Source organism: Rhizobium sp. ZW T2_16, from assembly GCF_044987325.1.
Lineage (GTDB): Bacteria > Pseudomonadota > Alphaproteobacteria > Rhizobiales > Rhizobiaceae > Neorhizobium > Neorhizobium cellulosilyticum.
Genome location: NZ_JBJDRG010000009.1, coordinates 157,054 through 170,507, shown reverse-complemented (window position 1 = coordinate 170,507; position 13,454 = coordinate 157,054). Strand labels below are relative to the sequence as shown.

Annotated in this window: 16 protein-coding genes; 2 read left to right on the top strand and 14 right to left on the bottom strand. The window is 59.1% G+C overall.

All coding sequences use genetic code 11. The features are described 5' to 3' along the window. A partial coding sequence (locus tag ACI3K0_RS20695) for a gluconokinase (protein WP_404946128.1) occupies positions 1-340 on the top strand: 340 nt, incomplete at its 5' end. A 105-nt stretch (positions 341-445) separates the two neighbouring features. On the opposite strand, the gene ACI3K0_RS20690 is transcribed toward ACI3K0_RS20695, so the two are convergent. The 6 genes from ACI3K0_RS20690 to ACI3K0_RS20665 form a co-directional block, all read right to left on the bottom strand. After that, the gene (locus ACI3K0_RS20690) at positions 446-1,120 is read right to left on the bottom strand and encodes a 4-carboxy-4-hydroxy-2-oxoadipate aldolase/oxaloacetate decarboxylase (protein WP_404946127.1); all 675 of its coding nucleotides are present in this window, start codon (positions 1,118-1,120) and stop codon (positions 446-448) included. A 107-nt stretch (positions 1,121-1,227) separates the two neighbouring features. Then, complete coding sequence (locus ACI3K0_RS20685; protein ID WP_148144134.1) at positions 1,228-2,064, bottom strand: ABC transporter substrate-binding protein; 837 nt, start codon at positions 2,062-2,064, stop codon at positions 1,228-1,230. 36 nt (positions 2,065-2,100) lie between these two features. Beyond that, positions 2,101-2,868, bottom strand: a complete 768-nt coding sequence (locus ACI3K0_RS20680; protein WP_206829038.1) for an amino acid ABC transporter ATP-binding protein — start codon at positions 2,866-2,868, stop codon at positions 2,101-2,103. Further along, on the bottom strand, positions 2,865-3,623 hold the full coding sequence (locus tag ACI3K0_RS20675; RefSeq protein WP_148144136.1) for an amino acid ABC transporter permease: 759 nt from the start codon (positions 3,621-3,623) through the stop codon (positions 2,865-2,867). The genes ACI3K0_RS20680 and ACI3K0_RS20675 overlap by 4 nt, the downstream gene beginning before the upstream one ends. Further along, positions 3,620-4,327 (bottom strand): amino acid ABC transporter permease, encoded by a 708-nt coding sequence (locus ACI3K0_RS20670; RefSeq protein ID WP_148144137.1) that lies wholly within the window; start codon positions 4,325-4,327, stop codon positions 3,620-3,622. The genes ACI3K0_RS20675 and ACI3K0_RS20670 overlap by 4 nt, the downstream gene beginning before the upstream one ends. Continuing rightward, the gene (locus tag ACI3K0_RS20665; RefSeq protein ID WP_148144138.1) at positions 4,324-5,097 is read right to left on the bottom strand and encodes an SDR family oxidoreductase; all 774 of its coding nucleotides are present in this window, start codon (positions 5,095-5,097) and stop codon (positions 4,324-4,326) included. Before ACI3K0_RS20665 ends, ACI3K0_RS20670 begins: the two co-directional genes overlap by 4 nt. A gap of 230 nt (positions 5,098-5,327) precedes the next feature. Between ACI3K0_RS20665 and nac the strand changes: the two genes are divergently transcribed. Further along, positions 5,328-6,233 (top strand): nitrogen assimilation transcriptional regulator NAC, encoded by a 906-nt coding sequence (gene nac, locus ACI3K0_RS20660; RefSeq protein WP_148144139.1) that lies wholly within the window; start codon positions 5,328-5,330, stop codon positions 6,231-6,233. A gap of 24 nt (positions 6,234-6,257) precedes the next feature. On the opposite strand, the gene ACI3K0_RS20655 is transcribed toward nac, so the two are convergent. The 8 genes from ACI3K0_RS20655 to ACI3K0_RS20620 all read right to left on the bottom strand — a co-directional run bounded on the left by ACI3K0_RS20655 (position 6,258) and on the right by ACI3K0_RS20620 (position 13,450). Continuing rightward, positions 6,258-7,460, bottom strand: coding sequence for a pyridoxal phosphate-dependent aminotransferase (locus ACI3K0_RS20655; protein WP_148144140.1), 1,203 nt, complete (start codon positions 7,458-7,460; stop codon positions 6,258-6,260). A 55-nt stretch (positions 7,461-7,515) separates the two neighbouring features. Beyond that, the gene (locus ACI3K0_RS20650; protein WP_148144141.1) at positions 7,516-8,283 is read right to left on the bottom strand and encodes a LamB/YcsF family protein; all 768 of its coding nucleotides are present in this window, start codon (positions 8,281-8,283) and stop codon (positions 7,516-7,518) included. A gap of 11 nt (positions 8,284-8,294) precedes the next feature. Then, entirely contained in the window at positions 8,295-9,290 is a 996-nt protein-coding gene (locus ACI3K0_RS20645) for a biotin-dependent carboxyltransferase family protein (protein WP_206829037.1), read from the bottom strand. Then, positions 9,287-9,994, bottom strand: coding sequence for a 5-oxoprolinase subunit PxpB (pxpB, locus tag ACI3K0_RS20640; RefSeq protein ID WP_148144143.1), 708 nt, complete (start codon positions 9,992-9,994; stop codon positions 9,287-9,289). The genes ACI3K0_RS20645 and pxpB overlap by 4 nt, the downstream gene beginning before the upstream one ends. Continuing rightward, positions 9,991-10,404 carry an acetyl-CoA carboxylase gene (locus tag ACI3K0_RS20635; protein ID WP_206829036.1) on the bottom strand — a complete coding sequence of 138 codons (414 nt, stop codon included), beginning with the start codon at positions 10,402-10,404 and terminating at the stop codon, positions 9,991-9,993. The genes pxpB and ACI3K0_RS20635 overlap by 4 nt, the downstream gene beginning before the upstream one ends. Continuing rightward, positions 10,401-11,768, bottom strand: coding sequence for an acetyl-CoA carboxylase biotin carboxylase subunit (gene accC / locus ACI3K0_RS20630; RefSeq protein WP_404946126.1), 1,368 nt, complete (start codon positions 11,766-11,768; stop codon positions 10,401-10,403). Before accC ends, ACI3K0_RS20635 begins: the two co-directional genes overlap by 4 nt. After that, a complete protein-coding gene (locus tag ACI3K0_RS20625) occupies positions 11,768-12,202 on the bottom strand; it encodes a biotin/lipoyl-containing protein (RefSeq protein WP_148144146.1) in 435 nt (144 codons plus the stop codon). Before ACI3K0_RS20625 ends, accC begins: the two co-directional genes overlap by 1 nt. A 369-nt stretch (positions 12,203-12,571) precedes the next feature. Further along, the gene (locus ACI3K0_RS20620) at positions 12,572-13,450 is read right to left on the bottom strand and encodes a helix-turn-helix domain-containing protein (protein ID WP_206829034.1); all 879 of its coding nucleotides are present in this window, start codon (positions 13,448-13,450) and stop codon (positions 12,572-12,574) included. Positions 13,451-13,454 lie beyond the last annotated feature (4 nt).

Here is a 13,454-nt window from a genome sequence, read left to right as displayed (position 1 = left end):
GCCCTGGCTCGATCGCATCGGCGAGATTCTGGCCGATCACGCGACAAGCGGTATCGTCCTGACATGCTCGTCACTGAAGAAAGCGTATCGCGACAGATTGCGTGCGGCGGCGGGCGGAAAGCTGGCCCTCGTGTTTTTGGATGGCAGCAAGGCGCTGCTGACCCAGCGCATGGGCAGCCGCGAAGGCCACTTCATGCCGACCAGTCTTCTGGAAAGCCAGCTGGCGACACTGGAGCGACCTGATGGCGAAGCCGGTGTTGTCGTCGTCAATATCGACAACACGCCGGAGATGATTGCCGAGCTGGCAATCGAGGGGCTGAAGAGGCTTGCAAGCGAATAGACAAAAGGGCGACCGCGAGGCCGCCCTTTTTATTTTCCGTAGTCACTGCGGATCTCGATCATATGGAAGGGAAGCTGTCGTGAACGACGCTTCCCTTCATCTTTTTCAGATGTCGACGACCAGGCCCTTGGCCTTGAGAACCGGCTCGAGCTTGCTGACCTCGATAACGGACGCGCCGGCCTTGTAGGCTTCAATGAAACCGGCTTCGGCGTCTTCGCGTGCCTGAGACAGCTTTGCCGCTTCGGCAACTTCGCTGCGGCGAACGACGACCAGACCATCCGCATCACCGACGATCACGTCACCCGGATTGATGATCTCGCCGCCGACGATGATGCTGTCATTCGTCGTGCCAATCGTTTCCTTGACCGTACCCTTGATGCAGGTGCTGAGCGAGAAGACCGGGAAGCCGAGTTCGCGAAGCTGCAGCGTATCGCGCACGCCGGTATCCGTAACCAGGCCGCCGATGCCCTTGGCAAGGCAGGCATTGGCCAGAACGTCACCGAACGAACCTGCTTCTTCGTATTCACCCGCCGAAACGACGATGATGTCGCCGGGCTTGGCATAGTTGATCGCTAGTTGCAGCATGATGTTGTCGCGCGGCGAGGATTTGACCGTGAAGGCCGGTCCACAGAGTTTCATGCGGTAATCGACCGGCTTCAGCCGCGACGACAAGGCGCCCCGACGGCCCTGTGCTTCGTGAATGGTGGCGGGCGAAAATTTTGCGATCGCAGCCAGATCCTCCTTGGAGGGACGCTCGGGAATGTCTTTGATATGTACCATTGCAGGCCCTCCTCGTGGCAATAGATAAACCGCACGGCGGCAAGGCTGCCGCCGTTGGCAATTGTCGGATTTTGGTTTGGGATCAGAAGGCGCTATGCGCCCTCAGATTAGGGGATCGGATCGAACTTCAGTTCGGAGAGTGGAACAACCTTGTCGGTACGGGTCATCTTGTATTCGGTGCCCTGACCGAGCCACTTGTCCCAGATCTTGTTGATCTCGCCATCGGCATCCAGCTTGCGCAGGATTTCGTTGACCTTGGCGGTCAGCGCCGGCTGATCCTTCTGCATGCCGATACCGATCGGCTGGTACAGCATCGGCTCTTCGATCATGCGCATTTCCTTGCCGCGGGTCTTCGACTCGTTGACGAATTTGGTCGTCGTCATCGTGTTGGCGACCATGCCGCGCGCCTTGCCCTGTTGCACGGCGAGATAGGCGGAAGCCGTGTCCTGGAAGGTCAACGGTTCGGACTTGTTGAGCTTGATCGACATTTCCGAGGTCGAACCCTTGGCCGAGGCGATACGCTGGCCGACATAGTCGGCCTTGGCCTTGCCTTCGTCCGTCGCCGGAACGATGAGCATTTCCTTGGCGAGATAATAGGGATCGCTGAACTGAATCTGCTCGGCGCGGCTCTGGGTATAGGCGAGGTTCGCTACGGTGATGTCGACGCGGCCGAGCTTGACTTCCGGCACGCGGGCTTCGACCGAAACCGGCTTCACTTCCGCCGTCACGCCCAGTTCTTTGGCGATGGCATTGCAGAGATCGACGTCGAAGCCGGCCATTTCACGGGTCTTCGGATCCGGCGCCGAGAATGGCGGCACGTCGGCAAAGGTTGCGCAGCGCAGCTTCTTGGCCGACAGGATGTCGGCAAGCTGGTCTGCTTTTGCAGGCGCGACGGCAGCGGTGCTGGCGACGAGTGCTGCGAGAGTTGCGAATTTCCAGTTCATTTGCTGTTCTCCATTGTTATTTTATGTGGAAGGCAGTCAGTGCCGCAGATCAGCGAGGAAGCGCTGGGCACGCGGATGTCGTGGATTCTTGAAAAAGTCTTCGGGAGGAGCGGTTTCGAGGATTTCGCCTGCGTCGATGAACCATATGCGGTCAGCGACATCGCGGGCAAAACCCATTTCGTGAGTGACGCAGAGCATGGTCATGCCTTCGGCGGCCAGGCTCTTCATGACGCTCAGCACTTCGCCGACCATTTCCGGGTCGAGCGCGCTGGTCGGTTCGTCGAACAGCATGACGGGCGGCTCCATGGCAAGTGCACGGGCAATCGCCACGCGCTGCTGCTGACCACCGGAAAGCTGACCTGGATAGGAATTCGCCTTGTCGGCGAGACCAACGCGGTCAAGCAGTCTGAGAGCCTTGTCATGGGCAGCGGCAGGCGGCACACCTTTCACCCGGATCGGCGACATCGAGACATTCTCGACGACCGAAAGGTGCGGAAAGAGGTTAAAACTCTGGAAGACGAAGCCGATACGGCTGCGCAGCTTGTTGAGTTCACTTGCCCGCATCGGCGCGTGGATATCCTGCCCCTCAAAGCTGATGCCGCCGCTGTTGATTTCTTCCAGCCGGTTGACGGTGCGGATAAGCGTCGACTTTCCGGAGCCGGACGGGCCGCAGATCACCACCACTTCGCCCCGCGCCACTTCGGCATTGATGTTCTTCAGGACCTGATAGTCGCCGTAGTTCTTGCAGACATCGGCGATACGGATCGCCTGGGCGGCCTGCGGTTCGGACACTGAGGTGCTCATAGCTGCTCCGTAATGGTTTTGAGGGGCGCGGCCTCGGCCGGAAGGCGGGCATTGCGCGGCCCGGCACGACGGCGGGCGATACGCCGCTCGACGCTGTTGGCGACATAGGTCAGGCTCCAGCAGAGGATGTAATAGACCACTGCGAGAATGAGGAAGACTTGGAAGGGCTGGGTCAGAAGCTGGTTGTTCACCTGGCTCGCGGCGAATGTCAGATCCGGCACATTGATGACGTAACCGAGCGTCGTATCCTTGATCGTCGAGACGAAGGTGGAGATCATGCTCGGGATCATGTTGTAGAGCGCCTGCGGCAAGATGACGAAGCGCATGGCACCCATATAGCCATGGCCGAGAGCCCGCGCCGCATCCATCTGCCCCTGCCCCAGCGAAACAATGCCGGCGCGAACGACTTCGCTGAGGAACGCACCCTGATAGATGACTAGCGTCACCAGCATGATCAGGAAGCTCGGCACATCGGCACCCGTCCAGAGCGGGATGACAAAATAGCACCACAGGATGAGCATCAAAAGCGGCACGCCGCGGGTGACATAGACCAGCGCGGTCATCGGCCAGCGCAGGAACCACCATTTCGACAGGCGCGCGAGCGCCATGAGAATGCTGACCGGGAAGGCGAATGCGATGGCCAGGGCCGACAGGATCAGCGTGTTGGCGAGACCGCCGAGCGGGCCGTTGGGATACTGGCCGATCAGGAGAAGCAGCCAATAATCCTGGATGATGGTGATGAAATCCTGGATCATGCGCGTGCCCTCCGCGCCGGATCGGCTCGCATCGCGATATAGGCGCCGATCCCCATGATGATGAGCGAGAAGAACAGGTAGGTCACCGTACCGATCATGTAGACTTCGAAGGTGCGGAAACTGATGTTTTCGATTTCCTTGACTGCATGGGTCAGTTCAGGAGCACCGATGACGATGGCAAGGCTGCTGTTCTTGAAAAGCGAAACACTGTGATTGATCAGCGGCGGCAGCGCGTTGCGCACGCCCTGTGGCATGATCACGAAGCGCATGGCAGAGGCGTACCCGTGACCGAGTGCCTGGGCGGCCTCCATCTGGCCGGGACTGACCGAGCGCAGGCCGGAGCGAAGGTCTTCGCTGAAATAGGCAGCCTGACACAAGCCGAGGCCGATCACCGCAAAGATGGCTTCGGCATTGTTGTTCGCCAGCCAGTCCGACAGGCCCTGCGGCATCAGTGTGAAAATGCCAAAATACCAGAGCATCAACTGCACAAGTGTCGGCACATTACGATGGTAGGACACATAGGCAGCAACGATCGGTTCACCGATGCGCAGTGGCGACACGCGCAGCGCAAGCAGAAGGATGGCCAGCGTCATCGCCAGCGTCCACGAACCGATATAAATGATGAAGGTCATCTCGATGCCGTGCAGCAGCATCGAGATGTATTCCGGGTTGTTGAGGATTGCCGAAAGATCGAACCCGTTCACCGCGTGGTCCCTTCGGAACGGGCGGCAGGGGTCTGCGGCTTGGCCGTCTGCAGGCCGCCCATCACCTGAAGCGTCGGGGTGATTTCCATATGGCCGATATTGACCGCAACAGGTGCAGCAATCGCGAAGGCGATCGCATCTGCGATATCGGAAGCCTGTGGTAGTTCGAAACCGTCGATGAAGCGCTCGCGGATCGATGGGTCATTGCCGTGGACGTGGTTGAAGATGTCGGTCGCAACTCGGCCCGGGCAGATTTCCGTCACCCTCACCCGCTTGCCAAACGTGTCGATGCGCAGCTGGTTCGACAGCATGGCGACACCTGCTTTTACGGCATGATAGGTCGAGTTGCCGCCGAAATTGTAATTGCCGGCAATCGAGGAAATGTTGATGACATGGCCGCGATCCCGCTTTGCCATGCCGGGCACCACCATGCGGCAGAGATGCAGGACGGCGCGCAGGTTGACGTCGATCAAGAGGTCGATATCGCCATCTTCCGCTTCAAGAAACTTCTTCGGCCGGTCGACGCCGGCGTTGTTGATGAGGACGTCGAATGCCACGCGGCCAGTCAGCTCTGCGAGAGCTTCCCGGTTGGTTACGTCAACCGCGTGGGCGATGCAGCCGGTACGCTCGGACAGTTCGTGCAGCGGCTCGGCGCTACGCGCAACGGCGTGGACTTCAAGCCCCTCGCGGCACAGTCGTTCAACGACGGCGGCACCGATTCCCGACGAAGCGCCGGTTACCAGAGCAGTCTTGTAGTCGGAAAATGGCATGTCGATCCCCTTTGTTAAGATGAGACTAGCGAAGCTTTTTTCACTTGCCTAAGACCGATTAGTTTTGGGCTAATAAGGAAGCGTTATGGATGTCCGCACGTGTTGCGGAAGGCTGCATTTGCGCTTTATAAATCAAGCGGCTAGGTTTTCTCTTCAACCGCGAAGCAGCAGGTCGCAAACCGCTCACGACCTCATTTGCGGTGATAACAACACAGGCAGCATCGACCATAATGGATATCCGGCGCCTCAAATCCTTCATCGTCATCGTCGATAGCGGCAGCATCACACGCGCCGCCGATATCCTGCATCTTGCCCAGCCGGCGCTCAGCCAACAGCTTGCAGCGCTCGAGGATCATTTCGGGCAGAAGCTGCTGATCCGCAGCCAGCAGGGCGTCACGATGACCGCCGCCGGTCAGGCAGTTTATCGCCACGCGCAAATCATCCTGCGGCAGATGGAACAGGCGCAATCCGACGTCACCACAGCCGGCAAGTCACTGGCCGGTCGTGTCTCTGTCGGGCTTGTCCCGTTCAGCAGCGCGGCGACGCTTTCGGTCGAGCTTCTGTCGGAAACGCGAAAACGCCATCCCGGCATCCTCCTGCACCTGACGGAAAGCGTCGGCCAGACCTATAGCCAGATGATCATGAACGGCCGTCTGGAAATGGCGCTTATTCATGGTGTCGGCCCGATCAAGGGCGTTCGTTTCGAACCGCTGCTGAAAGAAGAGTTTTTTGTCGTCGCGCATCCGGATTTCGAAATCGAGGCCAGCGACGCGCCCGTTCCGGTCACGGCACTCGACGGCCTGCCGTTCCTAATGCCGCCCGCCTATAACTTCGTGCGCCGTGCGGTCGATACCGCGTTCTCGCGCAGCAAGGTCGAGCTGAAAGTGGTGGCGGAAGTGGAAATCGTGAGAACGCTCAGCCGTTCTGTCGATCGGGGGCTTGGCGCCACGATCATGCCCAAGGCGATCGCCGACCGGCTGATTGCCGAATCCAGCGAAAAACTGATTTGTCGCCTTGTGTCGCCGCGCATCGAGGAGACTTTGTCTCTGTGTGTATCCGATCAAACGCCGCTTTCGCAACCGGCGGTCGCGGTCAAGAATATTCTTGTCGAACTGACGGCCAGGCTGAAGGCCTGACCGTCATAACCAGCTGAAACCGATTTACTTCATGTCCTTGCAGTACTGTGCGATCCGGTTGCAGCCCTCTTCCAACATTTCCATGCTTGTGGCGTAGGAAATGCGGAAATACGGGCTCATGCCGTAGGCCGCACCCTGCACGGTCGCGACATGGTGCTCCTCGACAAGACCCATGACAAAATCGACATCGGTCTCGATCTTGCGGCCACCCTTGGTGGTCTTGCCGATCAGCTCGGACATGTTCGGGAAAATATAGAACGCACCTTCGGGCTTATGGGCACGCAGACCCTCGATTTCGGCCAGACGGCCGAGCACATAATCTCGACGGGTCTTGTAGATGGAAGAGCGTTCCTTCAGCAGATCCTGCGGACCATCGAGTGCCGCAACGGCTGCCGCCTGTGTCAGGGTCGAGGTGCCGCCGCTGTTCTGGCCGTTGACATTGCTGATCGCGGCAATGAGATCCTTCGGGCCGCCGCAATAGCCCAGACGCCAGCCGGTCATTGCATAGGCCTTGGACACGCCGTTCATGGTCAGAACCCGATCATAAAGACGCGGCTCGACTTCGGCGATCGTGCAGAACTCGAAATCGTCGTAGACGAGATGCTCGTAGATATCGTCGGTCAGAATCCAGACATGCGGGTGGCGCAGCATGACCTCAGCGATTGCCGCCATTTCCGCGCGCGAGCAGGCAGCGCCCGTCGGGTTGTTCGGAAAGTTCAGGAACAGCCACTTGGTACGTGGCGTGATCGCTGCTTCGAGGTCTTCTGCGCGCAGCTTGAAACCTGCATTTTCCGGGCACGGCACCGAGACCGGAACGCCACCGGCGAATTTGACGATATCCGCATAGCTGACCCATGACGGCGCCGGGATGACAACTTCATCACCCGGATTGCAGGTGGCCAACACCGCATTGAAGATGACCTGCTTGCCACCGCCCGAAACGACGATCTGGTTCGGCTCATAGGTCAAGTTGTTCTCGCGCTTGAACTTGCGGATGATCGCCGCCTTCATGGCCGGCGTGCCGTCCATTGTCGGGTATTTGGTGTCGCCCGCGAGTGCTGCGGCGTAAGCGGCCTCGATCGCATGCGGCGGTGTCGGGAAATCCGGCTCGCCGGAGGAGAGGCTGACAACCTTGATCCCCTGGGCGGCCAGTTCACGGGCGCGTTGCGTCATGGCTGCGGAGGCGGAGATGGAGACATTTTTCAAACGGTCGGCTGTGGCGGGCATGATTTGGTCTTCCGGTTTGTCTAATTCTGGATGGAAAAAGGGAAAGGCCGTGGCTTCAGCCGACAACCTCTGATGCAGGTGCAAGCGTGCCGCCGGCGGCCTCGATTTCGCTGCGCACGATCCGCGCCAGCTCGAGCGAACCCGGCGTGTCGCTGTGAACGAGAACCGATTTCGCCGGCATGTCGATGGTCGCGCCGTCGATTGTGGTGACCGTGCGGTCGACTAGGAACTGGCGCACGCGGGCGCGCACGGCCCCCTCATCCTTGACCAGAGCACCCGGCAATCCGCGGGCAACAAGACGCCCCTGCGCGTCATAGGCGCGGTCGGCGAGGAACAGCAGCAGCGTCTTCAGCGAGGCGCGCTTGGCAGCCGCTTCGATCTCGCTGCCGGGCATGGCAAAAATGATCAGTTCGGGATCGACGGCGCGGATCGCATCCATCATCAGGTCGGCCAGCTTCGGATCACGATTGACCATGTTGCCCATGGCCGCGTGAAAACTGAAATGTGCAACGCGCTGACCTTCGCACGCCGCAATCGCCTTCAACGCACCCAGCTGGTAAAGCATCTGCTGGCGCAGTTCATCGGCGGAATAGGGAATTTCGCGGCGGCCGAAACCGGCGCGATCCGGCAGACCAGGATGGGCACCGATGCCGACGCCGTTTTCCTTGGCAAGGCGCACCATGCGCGCCATCGTATCGGGATCGCCGCCATGGAAACCACAAGCGATGTTGGCCGAGGAGACCACCTTCATCATCGCCTCGTCGTCGCACAGGCTGTAGGGACCAAAGCCTTCGCCCATGTCGGAATTAAGATCGATCTTCATCTCTTCTTCCCTCACTTCATGGCCTGCAATGCATCGCAAACCATTCGAGACGTGCTGCGAACATCATCGATGAAAGTCGCCACTGCCTTTTCGACGGCCGCCGCCTGAGCATGCGTTGCACGGACAAAACGCAGACGGCTGCCGATACGCGCCTGCCCGAGCCGCCAGAGATCGGCCTCGATTACGCCGGCAATCTTGGGATAACCGCCAGCCGTATTGGCATCGGCCATTTGGATGATCGGCTCACCGCTTGGTGGAACCTGAACGACACCGGACACGACACCGTGCGAGCGCATTTCAACCGGCGTCGTCGGCTTGATCGGTTCACCCATCAAGCGATATCCGGTACGGTCGCTTTGTGTGGAAATCTTCCAAGTCTGCATCCAGAAACGCTCGGCATCCGCGCCAAACAGGGCATGCTCTCCGGCCGGAATGGCGCGAACAACAAGGGCCCCATCCTCATTGGCAGGATAAAAATCGGTAAGCGCAAAGGCTGGATCGATAACCGCAAGGCCAGTTGCCGGAAAGTTCAGCGCGGTGGAAACCTCACCCAGTTTAAGAACATCGCCCGTGCTCAGAAAACGTCCCTCACTGCCGCCGAAAGCGCCACGCAGCGACGTGCTGCGCGACCCCATGACCGACGCGACATCGATCCCGCCGGCAATGCAGATATAGGCGCGTGTTCCAACCCGCGGCTGCCCTAGCTCCAGCACCTGCCCGGCTTCAATCGGCAGAGCGCACCACGGCTGAACCATACGACCGTCAAGCGATGCGCCACAATCGGCACCCGTTACGGCAAAAGCCGTCTGCTTCGCAAAACGCAGTTTGAACGGATAGGTCTGAACTTCGAGAACTGCCGCGCCGGTTTCGTTGCCGAGCAGGCTGTTGCCAGCCTTGAGTGCCAGCGGATCCATGGCGCCGCTGGTGGTCACGCCAATATTGCGGAAGCCGGTACGGCCAAGGTCTTGTACCGTGTTGAACGGTCCTGTCTGGATGATCTCTATCATAGCTCTATGCTCGCTGGCACGAAACGCACCGTATCACCCGGCGCCATCACGGCAGGTGTGGCCGACATCGGGTCGAACATCTGCAATTCGGCAAAACCGATCGAATTCCAGCCATTAGGGCCGGTAAGGACGGCGACACCCGTCTGCATGCCGCCAATGGTGACGCAGCCGCGCGCCATGTTGAGCGACGGCACGGTCTTGCGCGGCATGTAGATGCGCGGATCAAGCCCGTGAAGGTAACCAAAACCGGGCGCACTACCGAGTGCAAACACCCTATAGGTGCCTTCGTAGTGAATGCGAACAACCTCGCGGTCGGAAAGGCCCGACCTGTCGCAGAGAGCGGCAAGATCGGTCGCGTGCTCGCCTCCGTATGTTACGGTGATCTCGATTGTCCTTCCTGCCAGATCGATGCTTTCGGCCTGTTCCCAGGCGTCCAACAGGCGCAACGCCAGAAGTTCCGGATCTTCGGGCGTCATCTTCAGAACGACGAGAAGATTGGTCATGCCGGGTACGATCTCGAGCGTTTCGCTCCACAGTTCGACGGCGCGGGACAGGGCCCAGATCCGTCGCTGCGAGGCAAGGTCGAATTCACCGGTCGCTTCGAGAAGAAATGCGCGCGAACCGATCGGGGAAACACGGGCGCCATTGCGACCGAGCGCAAGCGCTTCGACAGGCTGGGTGATTTTGGCGACTGAGGCGCTCATGCTTCTGTCTCGACTTCAGCAATCGGATCGCCAAAACCGACGATCGTTCCGGGTTCAACTAAGTGACGGCCCAAGCGTTTTGACGGTCCAGCGGAGACCGGCAGCAGGGTAGGGCCAACCCGCAGGAAGCCGATCGCGTCGCGCGCGGTCGATGCAGCCGGCGTGGCGGTACGTGACAGGTCTAACGACCAGAACTCACCGGCCATAGGCGCCTTCACGATCGCCACAGCACCTACTGAATCAGTCTTGCCGGAACGCACTTGACGCGCAGGCCCCTTGGCAGAACTCGAAAGGCGGATCAGCAGGCTCTGGTCGGGTCGGGTGATTTCAATCCCATCGACGCCAGCGGTTTCAAGGGCTGCGGCCAACCGTTCGATGATTGCGGGGTCGCTGAAATCCGGCTTGGTCATGCTGCCCCCCGCGTCTTCAACCATTTTTCAAGATAATGGATATCCGTTTCACCCTCGGCGAAGGCTGCATCGTCAAACAGTTCGCGCAACAGCGGCAGATTGGTGGCGATGCCCTCCAGCTTGAAGGATGCCAGGGCGGACCGCGTGCGCTGCATGGCATCGGCCCGGTCTTGGCCATGCACGATCAGCTTGGCGATCAGCGAGTCGTAATAAGGCGAGACCTTGTAGCCGGCCTCGACATGGGTATCGACACGAATGCCCTCGCCCTTTGGCAGTTCAAGAGCCGTGATCACACCTGCTGAGGGCATGAAAGTCATCGGGTCTTCGGCATTGATGCGGCATTCGATAGCGTGACCGGCGCAGATCACGTCCACCTGCGCCATCGACAATGCCTCACCCTGCGCCACACGCAATTGCTGCTGGACGATATCGACGCCGCTGGTTTCCTCGGTCACCGGATGTTCGACCTGCAGGCGGGTATTCATCTCGATGAAATAGAAAGCGCCGTCTTCGTAGAGGAATTCGAACGTTCCGACACCGCGATAGCCGATTTGCTGACACGCCTTGACACAGGCTTCGCCGACAGGGCCAATCAGTGTTTCAGAAATACCGGGAGCCGGCGCTTCCTCGACCACTTTCTGGTGACGGCGCTGCATGGAGCAATCACGATGGCCAAGCCAGACGGCATTTCCATGCGTATCACACAGGACCTGAATTTCGATATGGCGCGGATGCTGAAGGAATTTCTCCATGTAGAGCGCCGGCGTTCCAAAGGCCTTGCGTGCTTCTTCACGGGTCAGGGCCACGGCTTCCAGCAGCTCTGCCTCGCCTGACACAACGCGCATGCCGCGTCCGCCGCCACCGCCGGCAGCCTTGACGATCACAGGATACCCGATCTCGGCTGCAATTGCCCGGATCGCTTCGGGTTCCGATGGAAGCTCTGTATCTGGACCCGGCACACAAGGCACGCCAGCCGCCATCATGGCGCTCTTGGCGGCAATCTTGTCTCCCATCGTGGCAATGGCGCTGGCATCCGGGCCGATGAAGGTCAGCCCCGCCTTCTCTACTGCCGCCGAGAAGCTGGTGTTTTCCGAAAGAAATCCATAACCTGGATGAACGGCGCCGGCACCGCTGAGGCGCGCCGCCAGCAGGATGGCATTCTGGTTCAGGTAGCTTTTGGACGCGCTCGACGGGCCGATGCAGATCGATTGATCCGCGCTTTTCACATAGGCGGAGTCCCGATCCGCTTCCGAGCAGACCACGACGGTCTTCAGGCCCATTTCGCAGCAGGCGCGAACTACGCGCAAGGCAACTTCACCGCGATTGGCAATAAGAACCTTGTCGAAACGCTGGTGTGACGGCATCACGCGATCTCCGCCAGCATGTCGCCAACCTCGACCTCCGAGCCATTCACATCCGTCAGGCGCGTGATCTTGCCGGCATGCGGTGCAGCTATCTTGTTGAACACTTTCATCGCTTCGATGATGAAAAGTGTCTGCCCCTCGATAACATCATCTCCGACGGCCACGAACGGAGGATCTCCTGGTGCCGGGGAGGCATGCAGCACGCCAAAGACAGGTGCGGTGACCATGCCGGCCTTTTCGTTGACTTCAACCGCAGCGCCTTCGACCTGTCCTATATCGGCGGTCACGCTCGAACTCTCGGGGTTCGTTACGGGTGTATCTCGGCCTCCATCTCGGAATATCCGGACTGTCGTGCCTTTTTCCGTGACCTCCAGTTCGGTGACGTTGGACCGCCCCACAAACGCGATGAGTTTTTCTATCTTTGAAAGGTCCATTCCCCGGTCCACAATTGGGCTGCATCGATGCCGCCGCAAAGATCGAGACACAGCGGATCACAGCCAATGTCGTAACATAGGCAAAGGTCTAATGGGGTCAGACGAACTTTCAATGGAGCAACGATGATACAGGACATGGCTCCTGCTCTTGATGTGTACCGAACCGTTGCCGCCTAGTTTCAACGAACAGTTTCTCATCTCCAATGACCACGAAGAAAATATCCCAGTTAACAGAGCGATCGCCATCATGCGCACCGCTTAGGTCGTCGACCGGAAGATTTGAATCTCGCCATGAAAAAGCTGGCTTGTGCTTGGCTCCTACTCCGCCATCACGCGTCCAGTTCATTCTTGCCTTGCTCGCCGAGGCTATCAATAGTCAATACGGGCACGTTCCAATGAACGCCAATCTTTCGGTGCCTTGCCCGTGCATCGAGCGAAAAAGCGGGAAAAATAAGCGGCATCTTGGAAACCCAGCCGATACGATATTTGCTGTATAGAGGTCATAGAGAAGATGAGCTGTCTCTTCGCTTCCTCGATAATCTTGCGCTCGATCAGTTCATGTGCCGAACATCCATGCCAGGCATGAACGAGGCGATTGAGATGTGTCGGCGAAACCCCGATTCTCCCAGCATAGAACGACAACGCTCGATGGGTTCGGAAATGCTGGTCGATCAGGTTCATCAGGGCATCCACCCGGGTGTCTTCGGACGAGCCGTCCCAAGTGCGTTGATCGCAGCCAATTCGGAACAACAGGTGCAACAGCACGGAGACATAGGCTCTCAGGATTTCATTGCGTCCGCGATTTCGACTTTCAAACTCGGCAGTTATCCGCCCCAAGATGCGCGCGGCCTCTTCCGCATCCGGCACCTGAGGTTCGGGAGCAATCTTTTGGGGGTGAGCCAGCCACTGGCCAAACAAGCTTCTCTCACCGGGTGCATGGTCGAGATGTGACGAAAGGATCGTGATAACCGAGCCGACAACGGTTTTTGAGAATCGGAACCCATGACTTGTTCCCGGAGGAATGGTTATTACCGTTCCGGGCTTCAAACTAAGGGTCTCTTCGTTGAAGAGGACGTCACCGCCTCCGGCGGCAATATGCAGGATCTGAAAGTAAGCAGTGTGCCGGTGAGGCTGGATTTCCCAGTCGTGCTGGCTGCTTCTGGCATGGATCGTTTCATGATGCAGCCAGAAGCCCGGATCTCCGGTATCCGTTTCACCATATAGGGCATAGGTGGGAACCCGTGGCATTGCG